Here is a 17,144-nt window from a genome sequence, read left to right on the forward strand (position 1 = left end):
GCGTCATCTGCCCTTTCAGAATTTGCTGGCCCAGCTCACCATTCCAACCAGCGTAACGCTTGGCCACACGCTGATCCAGACCACCGTCCTCAATCATACGGGCCGCAATTTTCAGCGACAGCGCCATGGTATCCATTGCGCCAATATGACCATAGAACAAATCGTATTTATCGGTGCTCTGACGACGAACTTTGGCGTCAAAGTTCAGACCGCCGGTGGTGAAGCCGCCCGCTTTGAGGATTTCGTACATCACCAACGCATTCTCTTCTACGCTATTTGGGAACTGGTCAGTATCCCATCCCAACTGTGCGTCACCGCGGTTGGCATCGACAGAACCAAACAGACCCAGCGCGATAGCAGTGGCGATTTCATGATGGAATGAGTGACCCGCCAGCGTGGCGTGGTTGGCTTCGATATTCAGTTTGATCTCTTTTTCCAGGCCGAACTGCTTGAGGAACCCGTAAACGGTCGCCGCATCGTAGTCGTACTGGTGTTTGGTCGGTTCCTGCGGCTTCGGTTCGATAAGCAAAGTGCCCTGGAAACCCGTTTTGTGTTTGTGCTCTACCACCAGTTGCATAAAGCGGCCAATCTGCTCACGTTCCTGACGCAGATCGGTATTCAGCAGCGTTTCATAGCCTTCACGGCCGCCCCACAGAACGTAGTTTTCACCGCCTAACTTGTGCGTGGCATCCATCGCCGTGACTACCTGTGTGGCAGCCCAGCTGAACACTTCCGGGTCCGGATTCGTGGCCGCGCCCGCGCCGTAGCGTGGATTGGTGAAGCAGTTTGCCGTTCCCCACAGCAGCTTGACCCCACTTTGTTCCTGTTTTGCCGCCAGCACATCAACCATCTGCGCAAAGTTGTTTTTGTACTCTTTTAGCGACGTGCCTTCCGGCGAGACATCCACGTCATGGAAGCAGTAGTAAGGGACGTTCAGCTTGTGAAAGAACTCAAATGCGACATCCGCTTTGCGTTTCGCCAGCTCCAGTGCTTCTCCGGGCTGCTGCCACGGACGATCGAAAGCGCCCATGCCGAACATGTCCGCACCGTTCCAGCAGAATGTATGCCAATAGCAGGCGGCAAAACGCAGATGATCTTCCATGCGTTTGCCCAACACGATTTCGTCAGGGTTGTAATGGCGAAATGCGAGCGGGTTAGTAGTTTTAGTCCCTTCAAAACGAACACGATCGAGTTGGTCGAAATAAGCCTGCATAATAAGCTCCATAATCAGGTAATACGGCAAGTAAACTGCGATATAGCTATACTGGAATTTCCTGATTTATTGCTCAATTACGTTATTTCACACCGCCATTAAGAGAATACCCAAACGTGCGCTGGCTCCCAAAAAAGCGCATTGAAAAGAGAATTAAAAAAGCGATCGCGATCGAAGGTTAATCATTAAACAAAAAACCGTAATGCGCAGATAAAAAATGGCAATTGTCATCCCGCGTTCAGTATGTGAATTTTGCGTAGCATTAAGAAAATAAAAATTTGTCACGCTTCATCAAGCAGTCGTCCCTGCGGTTTTGCTAGTATCGACAGGCCACGTTAACCTTCCAGGACAGATTCTTATGTTTGATAAACGTCACCGCATCACTCTATTATTTAATGCCAATAAAGCCTACGACCGCCAGGTGGTAGAAGGGGTGGGTGAATATTTACAGGCATCACAATCAGAGTGGGATATATTCATTGAGGAAGATTTCCGCGCCCGCATTGATAATATCAAAGACTGGTTAGGCGATGGTGTTATTGCCGATTATGACGATGATGACATTGCACAATTACTTGCCGATGTGGATGTTCCTATCATCGGCGTCGGGGGTTCCTACCATGCGGAACAGGATTATCCGCCGGTGCATTACATTGCCACCGATAACCACGCGCTGGTAGAAAGCGCTTTCCTGCATCTGAAAGAAAAAGGGATCAACCGGTTCGCGTTCTACGGACTGCCCGCTTCAAGCGGCAAACGCTGGGCGGCTGAACGTGAATATGCGTTTTGCCAACTGGTCGCTAAAGAAAAGTACCGTGGAGTTGTCTATCAGGGACTGGAAACCGCGCCGGAAAACTGGCAGCACGCGCAAAATCGTCTGGCGGACTGGCTGCAAACTCTGCCGCCGCAAACCGGCATTATCGCCGTCACCGACGCGCGAGCGCGGCACATTCTGCAAGCTTGCGAACACCTGCATATTCCGGTCCCGGAAAAACTGTGCGTGATTGGAATCGACAACGAAGAACTGACCCGTTACCTGTCGCGGGTGGCGCTGTCATCCGTTGCTCAGGGGGCCAGACAGATGGGGTATCAGGCCGCTAAGCTTCTGCACCGGTTACTGGCGAATGAAGAACTACCGCTGCAACGCATACTGGTCCCGCCAGTGCGCGTCATTGAACGCCGTTCAACTGACTATCGTTCATTGACCGATCCGGCGGTGATTCAGGCGATGCACTTTATCCGCAACCATGCCTGCAAAGGCATTAAAGTCGAACAGGTGCTGGATTCAGTGGGGATTTCGCGGTCGAATCTGGAGAAACGTTTTAAAGAAGAGGTCGGAGAAACTATCCATGCGGTGATTCATGCCGAGAAGCTGGAAAAAGCGCGCAGCCTGTTGATTTCCACCACGCTGTCGATCAACGAAATTTCACAAATGTGCGGCTATCCATCACTGCAGTACTTCTATTCCGTCTTCAAGAAAGAGTACGACACGACGCCAAAAGAGTATCGCGATGTGAATAGTGAAGTGTTGCTATAGAGGGAATTGCCGGATGGCGGCTTCGTCTGATCCGGCCTACGAGATGACTTGTAGACCGGATTAGCACACGTTACATGTGCGCGGCAATTAAGCGCTGGTTATCCTGATACATTGCGAACAGATAGTTGTTGTAGCTCTGTCCCTTAGTGGAATAACCCTTCAGCTTATGGATCATCGCAGTAGCGGTGACTTCCTGATCGGCTTTACGCAGTTGCGCACGTGACTTCCGGAAAGAAGAGTAAGCGGGGTGCGTATTCAGGTTAATGACATAGGCATTGACTGACTCTTTCACTGATTCAAACTGTGAGTAGCCTTTCACCTTACCAGGGGCATTATTACAACGCCCTTTGCCACATTTCATGCCAAACAGGTTGTTGTTGCTCCGCGCCAGCTTCGACGTCCCCCAGCCGCTTTCAGCAGCAGCCATGGTTGCCACCATACTGGTCGGGATAATGTCTACACGCTCAAGCAGCGTGTTCCACGGAATTTTACGCGTGTTGCCAGACCAGCTCACCTTATAGCGCTTAGCGATGTCTTTCATCCGCGTACGCTCTGTCGGTGACCAGCGATTCTGGTACTGTTTTGAAATCAGCCAGTTACGATCCGCCGTAATGGCAGCATTTTGACTGGTAATATAAGGCATAACCGTCCGGAGAAACGCTTTTTTCCTTGGTGTTCCGGAAGGGTATTTTCGCAAATCAGGAAGTGAACTACTCTTTGCACTATTGCGAGAATACTCTTGTTTACTGCTAACCTGTTTATTACTTGCCTTGATTACCTGGGGCTTGTGACTCGTTGTCGCCGTGTGTGTCTTTGCCAGCGCCTCACCCGAAAATGCAACGGTGAGTAACATAAGAATCATTGCCCCATATCGTCGAATGGGAGTCAATATCATTAGGTCTCCTGGTCGGATTTATACATTCCAACACCTTATATTTTTCAAAAAAATGAGAGATGAATCTCAAATCATATCAAAAATAACGGTCAAGAGCACCCAAAGGAATAGTCCAATTCTGAAACTATGTCACGCGTTAACGATTCGGGCTGCCATTAATTTGATGAAAATGTGGGGGTTATCGCAAAATCAGTTCATTTTTTGCGCGCATTAGCTCACCCTCACTTCTCCTCCTGGCGGAATCACCTCAAAGGAGGAGTTTCCGGCCTGATTTCACTGGCAAACTGGCTAAAATCGCAGCATCAAGGACAGCATTATGAAACTTGCCGCCGTTGCGCTGGCGCTAATGCCCGGCATTGCCATCGCCTCAACATGGACTTCTCAGGGACTTCCCGCCTTCGAAGCGGAAGGTACGGGTAAATTCGTCAGCCATGCAGCGTTGACGAAGGGTACTCGTCCTTTAATTCTGAATTTTGACCAACAGTGCTGGCAGCCAGCAGACGCGATAAAACTCAACCAGATGCTGTCGCTTAAACCTTGTGAAGGCGCGCCGCCGCAGTGGCGTTTATTCAAGGACGGCGATTACACGCTGGAAGTCGATACCCGCTCCGGTACGCCAACGCTGATGCTCTCAGTCAAAAGCGCCGCAGACCCCGTCAGTAGCCAAATTCGCCAGTGTCCGAAATGGGATGGTTCGCCATTAACGCTGGACGTCAGTCAGACCTTCCCGGAAGGCGCCGTGGTACGCGACTACTACAGCAACCAAACGGCGACGGTAAAAAACGGGTCGATTACCCTGCAGCCCGCCGCAACCAGTAACGGGTTGTTGCTGCTGGAACGAGCGGAAACCGACGCCCCCGCCGCTTTCGACTGGCATAACGCGACGGTGTATTTCGTCCTGACGGACCGCTTTGTGAATGGCGATCCGGGCAATGACCATAGCTACGGTCGGCGCAACGACGGTATGCAGGAAATTGGCACCTTCCACGGCGGCGATTTACGCGGTCTTGCCAGCAAACTCGACTATCTGCAACAACTGGGCGTCAATGCGTTATGGATCAGCGCGCCGTTTGAGCAAATCCACGGCTGGGTCGGCGGTGGCACCAAAGGCGATTTCCCCCACTACGCCTACCATGGCTACTACACTCAGGACTGGACCACGCTCGACGCCAATATGGGCAACGAAAACGATCTGCGCGCGCTGGTTGACGGCGCTCACCAGCGCGGCATCCGTGTCCTGTTTGATGTCGTGATGAACCATACTGGCTACGCCACGCTGGCGGATATGCAGGAATATCAGTTTGGGGCGCTGTACTTATCAGGCGATGAGCTGAAAAACACGCTCAGCGAACACTGGACGGACTGGAAGCCAGCTGCCGGGCAGAGCTGGCATAGCTTTAATGATTACATCAACTTCAGCGATAAAGCCGGTTGGGAAAAATGGTGGGGCAAAAACTGGATCCGCACCGATATTGGCGATTACGACAACCCTGGTTTTGACGACCTGACCATGTCGCTGGCTTTCCTGCCCGATCTGAAAACCGAATCCACCACGCCTTCCGGCCTGCCTAATTTTTATCAGCACAAACCGGATACTCACGCCAAAGCGATCGCCGGCTACACGCCCCGCGATTATCTGACCCACTGGCTCAGTCAGTGGGTGCACGATTACGGAATTGACGGCTTTCGGGTCGATACCGCCAAACACGTCGAGCTTCCCGCCTGGCAGCAGCTTAAAACACAGGCCAGCGCGGCGCTGGTCGAATGGAAGAAAGCCCACCCGGACAAAGCCCTGGATGATAAACCCTTCTGGATGACCGGTGAAGCCTGGGGTCACGGCGTCATGCAAAGCGACTATTATCGTCACGGTTTCGACGCGATGATCAATTTCGACTATCAGGAGCAGGCGGCGAAAGCCGTTGATTGTCTGGCAAATATGGATCTCACCTGGCAACAGATGGCGGAAAAACTGCAGGATTTCAACGTTCTGAGCTATCTCTCCTCCCATGATACCCGGCTGTTTCGCGAGGGTGGAGACAAAGCCGCCGAGCTATTGCTGCTGGCGCCTGGGGCAGTACAACTGTTTTACGGTGACGAGTCAGCCCGGCCTTTCGGCCCCACGGGGTCCGATCCCTTGCAGGGTACGCGCTCAGAGATGAACTGGCAGGACGTAACCGGGAAATCTGCCGCCAGCGTGGCACATTGGCAACGTATCAGCCAGTTCAGGGCCAGACATCCCGCCATTGGCGCCGGTAAACAAACCACACTGACATTGAAGCAGGGGTACGGATTCGTCCGTGAGCATGGCAACGATAAAGTTATGGTGGTGTGGGCCGGTCAGCCCTGATCCTGACGGACTTCTCGTACTCGCTGATACGAGAAGCCAAATTCACGATAAAACACCAGCCCGACAAAAATTTGCAGCACAAAACATCAATCCAGACTGATACCCCTGATTTGCACCCCGCCATAGGTAGCGCTATGGTTAGCCACTTTACTACTCAGTTCGACAGACCACCTGCTATGACATTCTCACTTTTTGGCGACAAATTTACCCGCCATTCAGGCATCACACGCCTGATGGAGGACCTCAACGATGGCTTACGCACACCAGGCGCCATCATGCTCGGCGGCGGTAATCCGGCGCAAATTCCAGAGATGAAAAATTACTTTCAGTCTCTGCTGGCAGATATGCTGGAAAACGGCAAAGCCGCTGATGCGCTTTGCAATTATGACGGTCCACAAGGTAAAACCGAGCTACTGGCCGAGCTGGCGAAACTGCTACGTGAGAAGCAGGGTTGGGATATCGAGCCACAAAATATTGCACTGACAAATGGCAGTCAGAGCGCATTTTTCTACTTATTCAATCTCTTCGCCGGACGCCGCGCCGACGGAACAACCCAAAAAGTGTTGTTCCCATTAGCGCCGGAATATATTGGCTATGCCGATGCCGGGCTGGAAGAAGAACTCTTTGTCTCTGCACGCCCAAACATCGAGCTGTTACCAGAAGGCCAGTTTAAGTATCACGTTGATTTTGAACATCTGCACATCGGTGAAGAAACGGGGATGATCTGCGTGTCGCGCCCGACTAACCCGACAGGCAACGTGATCACCGACGAAGAACTGATGAAGCTGGATCGGCTGGCCAACCAGCACGGTATCCCGTTGGTGATCGATAACGCGTATGGCGTACCGTTCCCAGGCATCATTTTTAGCGAAGCCCGGCCGCTGTGGAACCCAAACATTGTGCTGTGCATGAGCCTTTCTAAGCTGGGTCTGCCAGGCTCCCGCTGCGGCATCATTATCGCCAATGAAAAGATCATCACCGCCATCACCAATATGAATGGCATTATCAGCCTTGCGCCCGGCGGAATGGGACCGGCGATGATGTGCGAAATGATTAAACGTAATGATCTTCTGCGCCTTTCTGAGACGGTGATCAAACCGTTTTATTACCAGCGCGTTCAGCAGACTATTGCGATCATTCGTCGCTATTTATCTGAAGATCGCTGCCTCATCCACAAACCAGAAGGGGCGATTTTCCTGTGGTTATGGTTTAAAGATTTGCCGATCACCACCGAGCTGCTGTATCAGCGCCTGAAAGCGCGCGGCGTACTGATGGTTCCCGGTGATTACTTCTTCCCGGGGCTGGATAAACCCTGGCCGCATACCCATCAGTGCATGCGTATGAATTACGTTCCGGAGCCGGAGAAAATCGAGGCTGGCGTGAAGATTCTGGCGGAAGAGATCGAGCGCGCCTGGCTGGAAGGCTAACGCAAATCCCGACCCGAGCGCGGGTCGGGTCGCTTCACAGCGGCAGCGAACGCAGACGCTGTCGCTGCATACTGACAGCATCAATACACTGCAAGGCACTGGTCGGGCAGGCTTCTACACATGCGGGTCCCGTCTCGCGATGCCAGCACAAATCACATTTTATCGCCTGCGCCCGTGACGTTCGTGCGACAACGTTCATCGCCCCAAACGGACACGCGATCATGCAGCTTTTACAGCCAATACACTGCGCCTGTTCAACGAAGATATGTCCATGTTCACGACGAATTGCGTGGGTTGGGCACACGTTAGCGCAGGGAGCATCTTCGCACTGATGACAGGCAACTGCCGTCGTAAAGGCGTCGTCTTTAATCACCCGAATCCGCGGGATAAACGCCTCAGAGGAGACCGATGCGCAATCCTGATTTTCCTGATGTGCGACAACGCAGGCAACTTCGCAGGTACGACACCCAATACATTTTGCCGCATCCGCCATTATAAACTCGTTCATTGCCCCCTCCGTCAGAGTGAAAACCACAGATTGCCAGAGAGAGACTCCCTGCTGCCTTGATCGGACAGGGGAAACGGTTAAATTTTGTCAGGTGACTGAACGATGTCAGGCATGCGCCTAATCGCGAACGGTAAAGCCCAGCTCATTGGAAATTGCCTGAGCGGTTTCGCGTAGCGGCTTGAGTAAATTCTTTTCCCCTACCTGCTTCAGACGCGAGGTAGAAAGTGAAATCGACACCGAATATGGCACCCGACCGTGAATATCAAACACCGGCACGGCAATACAGGAAACCCCCAGCTCGTTCTCTTCCCGATCCATCGCCATACTGCTTTCGCGGATTTGCGCCAGTTCATCGTACATCGCCGGTAAACCAGTGATGGTATTGCGGGTCAGCGGCTGAATCAGATCCTGATGACTCTCCCAGTAGGACGCCACGTAATCCGCATGTCCAAACGCCATATAGATTTTGCCCATCGCGGAGCAGTACAGCGGCATATGCTGGCCGATATAGGCGCGGGTACGCAGCATGCCCGTCGTCGGCTCGAGCTTATAGATCAAAATAGCGTGGTCATCTTCACGGCTGGAGAAGTTGATGGTTTCGCCGGTGGCAATATTCAGCGCTTCAAGGTGCGGCGCGGCGACATGGATGATATTCAGTGACGACAGCGCCTTCTGCCCAACGGCGATAAATTTAGTGGTCAGCCGATAGCTGCCCGCAGCGGGTGCGGGTGTGACATAGCCGCAGGATTGCAATCCTTGCAAGAGTCGATGCACGGTACTTTTGTTCAGCCCCGCCAGTTCAGACAGGTGGGCCAGCGGGCACCCATTCGGATAGTTGCTCAGGATCTCAATCAACATCAAACCACGGAACAGGCTCTGACTTCCGGCTGGCCTCTCTTTGTCTTGCGTCATTTCACTCTCTTTTGTGCCCATTTTTTCCGCTCCCCTTTTCGTCGCGCTCTGATGGTAGCGCAAAGTGTGTTTCAGTTCACGATCTGAACCGAAAAAACACAACTGTTTGATTTTGCAGATTTTAAAAAACAGGCCACCCCGTTGATCTGTTAAATTTTGATCGCTATATTTGAAATCAGATTTCGCATAGTGAAATTTAGAGATAAAAAAGCGATCAAATTTAAACAAGGAAACAGGAATGAAAGTCACCTTTGAACAGTTAAAAGATGCGTTCAATCGGGTACTGCTGGCACGCGGTATCGCCGTTGAAACCGCCGATGCCTGTGCAGAAATGTTCGCGCGCACCACCGAATCCGGCGTCTATTCGCATGGCGTCAACCGTTTTCCCCGCTTCATTCAGCAACTGGATAACGGCGACATCATTCCTGAAGCCAAACCACAGCGCATCACCAGCCTGGGGGCGATTGAGCAATGGGATGCCCGGCGTTCGATCGGCAACCTGACGGCGAAAAAGATGATGGACCGAGCCATTGAATTGGCCTCCGATCACGGTATTGGTCTGGTGGCGCTGCGTAACGCCAACCACTGGATGCGTGGCGGCAGCTATGGCTGGCAGGCCGCGGAGAAAGGGTACATTGGTATCTGCTGGACCAACTCAATTGCCGTCATGCCGCCGTGGGGTTCGAAGGAGTGCCGCATTGGTACTAACCCGCTGATTGTCGCGATCCCCTCCACGCCAATCACCATGGTTGATATGTCGATGTCGATGTTCTCCTACGGCATGCTGGAAGTGAATCGCCTGGCCGGTCGCGAACTGCCGGTAGACGGTGGCTTTGACGATGAAGGTAATCTCACCAAAGAGCCTGGCGTTATCGAAAAAAATCGTCGCATTCTGCCAATGGGTTACTGGAAAGGTTCAGGTCTGTCGATTGTGCTGGATATGATCGCCACCCTGCTTTCTGACGGCTCTTCTGTTGCGGAGGTCACTCAGGATAACAGCGACGAATATGGCGTTTCGCAGATTTTCATCGCCATTGAAGTGGATAAGTTGATCGATGGCGCCACGCGCGATGCGAAACTCCAGCGGATTATGGATTTCATCACCACCGCCGAACGCGCTGATGAAAACACGCCTGTTCGTCTGCCTGGCCACGAGTTTACAAAGCTACTGGAAGAAAATCGCCGTAACGGCATCACCGTTGATGACAGCGTCTGGGCAAAAATTCAGACGCTGTAAGGAGCAACCCCATGATCTTTGGACATATCTCACAGCCTAATCCGTGTCGTTTGCCCGAGGCGATTGAAAGAGCGCTCGACTTCCTGCGCACCACGGATTTCCGCAAACTTGAGCCGGGCGTGGTGGAGATCGAGGGTAAAAATATCTTCGCGCAGATTATCGATTTAACCACGCGTGACGCTGCCGAAAATCGCCCTGAAGTACATCGTCGCTATCTGGATATTCAGTTTTTAGCCTGGGGTGAAGAAAAAATCGGTATCGCCATTGATACCGGAAATAACGAAATCAGCGAATCGTTATTAGCACAGCGCGATATTATTTTTTATCACGCCAGTGAACATGAATCTTTTATTGAAATGATTCCGGGAAGTTACGCCATATTTTTCCCGCAGGATGTTCATCGCCCCGCATGTCATAAAACTGTCGCCACGCCGATCCGCAAAATAGTCGTGAAGGTTGCTATTTCAGTTTTATAAAAGGAGCACAAAAATGAAAGCTAACACTACCGGTTATATTATCGGTGCGTACCCTTGTGCACCCTCATTTCACCAAAAGAGTGAAGAGGAAGAGAAGGAATTCTGGCGTCAACTCTCAGATACCCCGGATATTCGCGGACTGGAGCAGCCCTGCCTTGAGCATCTGCATCCGTTAGGTGACGAGTGGTTATTGCGCCATACGCCAGGCGAGTGGCAAATCGTGGTCACAGCGATTATGGAGACCATGCGCCGTCGCGGCATCAATAGCGGTTTTGGGCTGGCCTCCAGCGACGAAGAGCAGCGTCAGGCCTGTGTGGCGTATTACCGCCATCTGCACCAGAAAATCAACCGTATTAATGCGGCTAGCGCCGGGAAAATAATCGCCCTTGAACTGCATGCCGCTCCGCTGGCAAGCAACCCCAATGTCGCTCAGGCCACCGACGCGTTTGCCCGTTCGCTCCAGGAAATTACCCGTTGGGACTGGTCCTGCGATCTGGTGCTGGAACATTGCGATGCTATGACTGGCCCCGCGCCACGCAAAGGATTTTTGCCGTTAGAAAACGTACTGGACGCGATCGCCGGTTACGACATCAGCGTGTGTATTAACTGGGCGCGATCGGCGATTGAAGGGCAGGACCTCGCCCTACCGCTGGCCCACACGCAACAGGTCCAACGGGCCGGGAAACTGGGCGCGCTGATGTTCTCCGGCACGACGATTACAGGAGAATACGGCGAGTGGCAGGACCTACACGCGCCGTTTGCTCCTTTCTGCCCGCAGAGCCTGTTGACCGCCGATCATGCCCGCGAATTATTCACCTGTGCAGGAACCGATCTATTGCAATTTGCCGGTATTAAATTGCTGGAAATAAATGCCAATGCAGATGTGAACCATCGCGTAGCGATATTACGCGACGGCATCGCTGCATTAAACAAAGCAAAACTATAAAAATAACATACTACTCTACGAGAATATTAATATGAACATGACCTCTCGCCCTACACTCAAAGATATACCCCGTCAGCGCTGGCTGCGGATTATTCCCCCGATTCTGATCGCTTGTATTATCTCTTATATGGACCGCGTTAATATCGCATTTGCGATGCCCGGCGGTATGGATGAGGAATTAGGTATTTCCGCCACCATGGCCGGTCTGGCCGGGGGAATTTTCTTCATCGGTTATCTGTTTTTACAGGTTCCCGGCGGAAAAATTGCCGTACACGGCAGCGGCAAGAAATTTATCGGCTGGTCGCTGGTTGCCTGGGCGGTTATTTCCGTTCTGACGGGATTGATCACTAATCAGTATCAACTGCTGGTTTTGCGTTTCTTACTCGGCGTGGCCGAAGGCGGCATGCTGCCGGTGGTGCTGACGATGATCAGTAACTGGTTCCCCGATGCCGAACGCGGTCGCGCCAATGCGATTGTGATTATGTTTGTGCCTATTGCCGGGATCATTACCGCCCCGCTCTCGGGCTGGATAATCACCGTACTCGACTGGCGCTGGCTGTTCATCATTGAAGGTTTACTCTCCGTCGTCGTTCTGGTGCTGTGGGCCTATACCGTTTACGACCGTCCGCAGGAAGCGCGCTGGATCTCTGAGGCGGAGAAAAATTACCTGGTAGAAACTCTGGCCGCCGAGCAAAAAGCGATTGCCGGAACAGAGGTCAAAAATGCCTCTCTGGGCGCGGTGTTGTCCGACAAAACCATGTGGCAGCTTATCGCCCTGAACTTCTTCTATCAGACCGGGATTTATGGTTACACCCTGTGGCTGCCGACCATCCTCAAAGAGTTGACCCACAGCAGCATGGGGCAAGTTGGCATGCTCGCTATTCTGCCGTACGTCGGCGCGATTGCCGGGATGTTCCTGTTCTCTTCCCTCTCTGACCGGACCGGTAAACGCAAGCTGTTCGTCTGCCTGCCGCTGATTGGCTTTGCCCTGTGCATGTTCCTCTCTGTAGCGCTGAAAAATAACGTCTGGCTGGCTTATGCCGCACTGGTTGGCTGCGGATTCTTCCTGCAATCAGCCGCGGGGGTGTTCTGGACTATTCCGGCGCGTTTGTTCAGCGCGGAAATGGCCGGTGGCGCACGTGGGGTCATCAATGCGTTGGGGAACCTTGGCGGTTTCTGCGGTCCTTACGCGGTCGGCGTACTTATCACCCTGTACAGCAAAGATGCTGGCGTTTACTGCCTGGCCGTCTCACTGGCTCTGGCCGCGCTGATGGCGCTGCTGCTGCCGGCGAAATGTGATGCGGGCGCAGCTCCGCTAAAGACACTGAATCCACATAAACGCACAGCCTGAAACAATGCCCGGGGGCGCTGCGCTCACCGGGCCTACAAAACCAATAAATACCCAAGGCCGGATACGCAAAGCGCCATCCGGCAAAAATGAGATAACAAAGATGAGTGATAGAGAGACCTTTTGGCTGGGGATCGATTGTGGCGGTACGTATCTGAAAGCCGGTTTGTATGATGCCAAAGGTCATGAGCATGGAATTAACCGTCAATCGTTGCAGACCGTATCGCCATTACCGGGTTACGCCGAACGCGATATGCGCCAACTGTGGCAACAGTGCATCGCCACCATTGCCGGGCTGTTGAAACGCACCGGCGTATCCGGTGAACAAATTAAAGGCGTCGGTATCTCCGCTCAGGGCAAGGGACTGTTCCTTCTTGATAAACAGGATAAGCCGCTGGGCAATGCCATTCTCTCTTCCGACCGACGGGCGATGGACATCGTTCAGCGCTGGCAGCAGGATGGAATCCCCGCACAGCTCTACCCGATCACCCGCCAGACATTGTGGACCGGACATCCCGCATCCCTCCTGCGCTGGGTGAAAGAAAATGAACCGCAACGCTACGCGCAAATCGGCTGCGTCATGATGGGCCATGACTACCTGCGCTGGTGTTTAACCGGCGTGAAAGGCTGCGAAGAGAGCAACATCTCCGAGTCAAATCTCTACAACATGACGACAGGTCAGTACGACCCGCGTCTGACCCAGTGGCTGGGCATCAGTGAAGTCGACAATGCGCTACCGCCCATTGTCGGTTCAGCAGAAATATGCGGGGAAATCACCGCTCAAACGGCTGCCATAACCGGTCTGGCGGCGGGTACACCCGTCGTCGGCGGTCTGTTTGATGTGGTTTCCACCGCACTCTGCGCCGGGATCGAAGATGAACACACCCTCAACGCGGTGATGGGGACCTGGGCTGTCACCAGCGGGATCGCTCACGGCCTGCGCGACCACGAAGCGCATCCTTACGTCTATGGCCGCTATGTCAATGACGGGCAGTACATCGTTCACGAAGCCAGCCCGACCTCTTCCGGCAATCTGGAGTGGTTTACCGCCCAATGGGGCGAACTCTCTTTTGATGAGGTCAACCAGGCCGTTGCCAGCTTGCCGAAAGCCAGTAGCAATCTTTTGTTCCTGCCTTTTTTGTATGGCAGTAACGCCGGGCTGGAGATGACCAGCGGTTTTTATGGCATGCAGGCTTTACACACTCGCGCCCACTTATTGCAAGCCATCTACGAAGGCGTGGTTTTCAGCCATATGACCCATCTCAACCGCATGCGCGAACGTTTTACGCAGGTGCATACCCTGCGCGTTACCGGTGGTCCGGCGCACTCCAACGTCTGGATGCAAATGCTGGCGGACGTCAGCGGTTTACGGATCGAACTGCCGCAGGTTGAAGAGACCGGCTGCTTTGGCGCAGCGCTCGCCGCCCGCGTCGGCACCGGTGTTTATCGCAATTTCAGCGATGCCCAGCGCAGCTTACAGCATCCGGTACGCACCCTGTTGCCGGACGCCACGGCGCATGTGAACTATCAGCGCAAATACCGCCAATACCAGAATTTAATTACCGCACTGCAGGGCTATCACGCCCGTATTAAGGAGCACGAATAATGAGTCGACCATTACTGCAACTGGCGCTTGACCACACGAATCTGCAAGCGGCCCAACGCGATGTCGCTCTGTTACAGGAAAGTGTCGATATCGTTGAGGCCGGCACGATTCTCTGTTTAACCGAAGGTCTGGGCGCGGTGAAAGCGCTGCGCGCTCAGTGCCCAAATAAAATTATCGTCGCCGACTGGAAGGTGGCCGACGCAGGTGAAACCCTCGCCCAGCAAGCGTTTGGCGCAGGCGCCAACTGGATGACCATCATCTGCGCCGCGCCCCTCGCTACCGTAGAAAAAGGTCATAGCGTCGCACAGTCCTGCGGCGGTGAAATTCAGATGGAACTGTTCGGCAACTGGACCCTGGATGATGCCCGCGACTGGTATCGCGTTGGCGTTCGCCAAGCGATTTATCACCGTGGACGCGATGCGCAGGCCAGCGGTCAACAGTGGGGGGAAGTGGATCTGGCGCGGATGAAGGCGCTTTCCGATATCGGTCTGGAGCTGTCGATTACCGGTGGTATTACGCCCGCCGACCTGCCGCTATTTCGCGACATCAACGTCAAAGCCTTTATCGCCGGACGCGCGCTGGCGGGAGCACAAAATCCGGCACAGGTTGCCGCCGAATTCCATGCGCAAATCGACGCCATCTGGGGAGCACAGTATGCGTAACCATCCGTTAGGTATCTATGAAAAAGCGTTGGCCAAAGACCTCACCTGGCCGGAACGGCTGGTGCTGGCGAAAAGCTGCGGTTTTGATTTCGTTGAAATGTCGGTAGATGAAACCGATGAACGTCTGTCTCGCCTTGACTGGACTCCTGCCCAGCGCGCATCGCTGGTGAGCGCGATGCTGGAAACCGGCGTGGCCATTCCTTCCATGTGCCTGTCAGCCCACCGCCGCTTTCCCTTTGGCAGTCGCGATGAAGCCGTCCGCGTCCGGGCACGCGACATCATGACCAAAGCCATCCGCCTGGCCCGGGATTTAGGTATTCGAACCATTCAACTGGCCGGTTACGACGTCTATTACGAAGAACATGACGAAGGTACACAGCAGCGCTTTGCCGAGGGGCTGGCATGGGCAGTTGAGCAAGCCGCCGCCGCGCAGGTGATGCTGGCGGTAGAAATCATGGATACCGCATTTATGAACTCGATCAGCAAGTGGAAAAAGTGGGATGAAATGCTCTCATCGCCGTGGTTCACCGTCTACCCGGACGTGGGCAACCTCAGCGCCTGGGGTAACGACGTCAAAGCTGAATTGACGTTGGGCATCGACCGTATCGCCGCTATCCATCTGAAGGACACGCTGCCGGTAACCGAAACCCATCCGGGCCAGTTTCGCGATGTACCCTTTGGCGAAGGATGCGTGGACTTTGTGGGCATCTTCAAAACGCTGCATGAGCTGAACTATCGCGGATCGTTTCTGATTGAAATGTGGACGGAAAAAGCAAAAGAACCGGTGCTGGAAATTATCCAGGCCCGACGCTGGATAGAAGACCGTATGCAGGAAGGAGGTTTCCCATGTTAGAACAACTGAAAGCCGAGGTGCTGGCGGCGAACCTGGCGCTGCCGGCACATGGTTTAGTCACCTTTACCTGGGGTAACGTCAGCGCAGTGGATGAAACACGCAAACTGATGGTTATCAAGCCATCCGGCGTGGAATATGACGTGATGACCGCCGACGATATGGTGGTGGTGGATATCGCCAGCGGCAACGTGGTTGAAGGCAGTAAAAAACCCTCGTCTGACACGCCAACCCATCTGGCGCTGTATCGCCGTTACCCTGAGATCGGCGGCATTGTGCACACGCACTCACGCCACGCGACAATCTGGTCGCAAGCGGGTCTTGATCTCCCGGCATGGGGTACCACGCATGCCGATTACTTTTACGGCACTATCCCATGCACCCGACTGATGACCGTGGAAGAGATCAACGGTGAATATGAATACCAGACCGGCGAAGTCATCATTAAAACGTTTGAGCAACGGGACCTGAACCCGATGCAGGTTCCGGCGGTACTGGTGCATTCACACGGCCCGTTCGCCTGGGGTAAAAACGCCGCGGATGCTGTGCATAACGCCGTGGTACTAGAGGAGTGCGCCTATATGGGGCTGTTCTCACGCCAGTTGGCCCCACAGTTACCGGATATGCAGGCTGAGTTGCTGGATAAACACTATCTGCGTAAACACGGTGCGAATGCCTATTACGGACAGTAGCATGTCAGGCGCTATTGATATGTTCTTTGCAATAGCGCCGTTTCCAGGCCGCGGGCGTCAGGCTGGTATGCTTGCGGAAGATTTTGCGAAAATAGCCCACGTCGTTAAATCCACATCTCCTCGCCACTTCAGTGAGCGACAGCGAATCGCTGATTAACAGTTTTTCTGCCGCCCTCACCCGTTGCCGATGCAACGCTTCGGTGAGGGTCAGCCGAAAAGCGCCACGGAAAACACGTCCCAGATAGTCTGCATTGCAATGCAGTTCTTTCGCCAGCGTTGAAGCGCCAATCGGCAGGTGGAACTGAGTGTGGATCATTTGCTGCGCTTTCCACGCCAGCGCATTCCCGGGGCGATCAACAGGTTGCTCGCTGGCGGCCGCGGATATTTGCTGCAAAATCAACAGCAGGATCAGTTCCAGCGCCATGCTGCGATGAATATTTTCCTGCTCGTGTAAGAACTGGCGGAACAGTGAAATAATATATTGCGGC

The 17,144-nt window shown here is 53.6% G+C and carries 16 protein-coding genes; 11 read left to right on the forward strand and 5 right to left on the reverse strand.

Features of this window, described 5'->3' with window-relative positions:
- A partial coding sequence (xylA, locus tag KQJ18_RS13635; RefSeq protein WP_216422123.1) for a xylose isomerase occupies window positions 1–1,213 on the reverse strand: 1,213 nt, incomplete at its 3' end.
- A 358-nt stretch (window positions 1,214–1,571) separates the two neighbouring features.
- Between xylA and xylR the strand changes: the two genes are divergently transcribed.
- Window positions 1,572–2,750 carry a D-xylose utilization transcriptional activator XylR gene (gene xylR / locus KQJ18_RS13640; RefSeq protein WP_038635210.1) on the forward strand — a complete coding sequence of 393 codons (1,179 nt, stop codon included), beginning with the start codon at window positions 1,572–1,574 and terminating at the stop codon, window positions 2,748–2,750.
- Window positions 2,751–2,820: 70 nt separating this feature from the next.
- Here xylR and KQJ18_RS13645 read toward each other — a convergent pair whose 3' ends face one another.
- The gene (locus KQJ18_RS13645) at window positions 2,821–3,645 is read right to left on the reverse strand and encodes a protein bax (protein ID WP_038635213.1); all 825 of its coding nucleotides are present in this window, start codon (window positions 3,643–3,645) and stop codon (window positions 2,821–2,823) included.
- Between the two features lie 316 nt (window positions 3,646–3,961).
- Here KQJ18_RS13645 and malS point away from each other — a divergent pair, with 316 nt between their 5' ends.
- Window positions 3,962–5,992, forward strand: coding sequence for an alpha-amylase (gene malS, locus KQJ18_RS13650; protein ID WP_150345551.1), 2,031 nt, complete (start codon window positions 3,962–3,964; stop codon window positions 5,990–5,992).
- 134 nt (window positions 5,993–6,126) lie between these two features.
- A complete protein-coding gene (gene avtA / locus KQJ18_RS13655; protein ID WP_223851226.1) occupies window positions 6,127–7,419 on the forward strand; it encodes a valine--pyruvate transaminase in 1,293 nt (430 codons plus the stop codon).
- A 34-nt stretch (window positions 7,420–7,453) separates the two neighbouring features.
- Here the strand turns inward: avtA and KQJ18_RS13660 are convergent, their stop codons facing one another.
- Window positions 7,454–7,927: a 4Fe-4S dicluster domain-containing protein gene (locus KQJ18_RS13660; RefSeq protein ID WP_069323734.1), complete on the reverse strand. Its 474-nt coding sequence runs from the start codon at window positions 7,925–7,927 to the stop codon at window positions 7,454–7,456.
- Between the two features lie 117 nt (window positions 7,928–8,044).
- On the reverse strand, window positions 8,045–8,860 hold the full coding sequence (gene yiaJ / locus KQJ18_RS13665) for an IclR family transcriptional regulator YiaJ (RefSeq protein WP_038642923.1): 816 nt from the start codon (window positions 8,858–8,860) through the stop codon (window positions 8,045–8,047).
- Window positions 8,861–9,077: 217 nt separating this feature from the next.
- Here yiaJ and yiaK point away from each other — a divergent pair, with 217 nt between their 5' ends.
- The 8 genes from yiaK (at window position 9,078) to araD (ending at window position 16,656) form a co-directional block, all read left to right on the forward strand.
- A complete protein-coding gene (gene yiaK, locus KQJ18_RS13670; RefSeq protein WP_160955361.1) occupies window positions 9,078–10,076 on the forward strand; it encodes a 3-dehydro-L-gulonate 2-dehydrogenase in 999 nt (332 codons plus the stop codon).
- A gap of 11 nt (window positions 10,077–10,087) precedes the next feature.
- A complete protein-coding gene (locus KQJ18_RS13675; RefSeq protein WP_069323733.1) occupies window positions 10,088–10,552 on the forward strand; it encodes a YhcH/YjgK/YiaL family protein in 465 nt (154 codons plus the stop codon).
- 13 nt (window positions 10,553–10,565) lie between these two features.
- Complete coding sequence (locus tag KQJ18_RS13680; RefSeq protein WP_199979519.1) at window positions 10,566–11,498, forward strand: DUF4862 family protein; 933 nt, start codon at window positions 10,566–10,568, stop codon at window positions 11,496–11,498.
- Between the two features lie 31 nt (window positions 11,499–11,529).
- Entirely contained in the window at window positions 11,530–12,849 is a 1,320-nt protein-coding gene (locus KQJ18_RS13685) for an MFS transporter (protein WP_038635232.1), read from the forward strand.
- Between the two features lie 100 nt (window positions 12,850–12,949).
- A complete protein-coding gene (locus KQJ18_RS13690) occupies window positions 12,950–14,452 on the forward strand; it encodes an FGGY-family carbohydrate kinase (protein ID WP_087857201.1) in 1,503 nt (500 codons plus the stop codon).
- The gene (ulaD, locus tag KQJ18_RS13695; protein WP_069323730.1) at window positions 14,452–15,114 is read left to right on the forward strand and encodes a 3-keto-L-gulonate-6-phosphate decarboxylase UlaD; all 663 of its coding nucleotides are present in this window, start codon (window positions 14,452–14,454) and stop codon (window positions 15,112–15,114) included. The genes KQJ18_RS13690 and ulaD overlap by 1 nt, the downstream gene beginning before the upstream one ends.
- Window positions 15,107–15,967 carry an L-ribulose-5-phosphate 3-epimerase gene (locus KQJ18_RS13700; RefSeq protein ID WP_069323729.1) on the forward strand — a complete coding sequence of 287 codons (861 nt, stop codon included), beginning with the start codon at window positions 15,107–15,109 and terminating at the stop codon, window positions 15,965–15,967. Before ulaD ends, KQJ18_RS13700 begins: the two co-directional genes overlap by 8 nt.
- Window positions 15,961–16,656: an L-ribulose-5-phosphate 4-epimerase gene (gene araD / locus KQJ18_RS13705; RefSeq protein ID WP_204578695.1), complete on the forward strand. Its 696-nt coding sequence runs from the start codon at window positions 15,961–15,963 to the stop codon at window positions 16,654–16,656. Before KQJ18_RS13700 ends, araD begins: the two co-directional genes overlap by 7 nt.
- Window positions 16,657–16,660: 4 nt before the next feature.
- On the opposite strand, the gene KQJ18_RS13710 is transcribed toward araD, so the two are convergent.
- Window positions 16,661–17,144: helix-turn-helix domain-containing protein (locus KQJ18_RS13710; protein ID WP_216422125.1), on the reverse strand; the 484-nt coding region annotated here is incomplete at its 5' end.

This window comes from Citrobacter sp. S55_ASV_140 (assembly GCF_018919505.1).
Classification (GTDB): domain Bacteria; phylum Pseudomonadota; class Gammaproteobacteria; order Enterobacterales; family Enterobacteriaceae; genus Citrobacter; species Citrobacter werkmanii.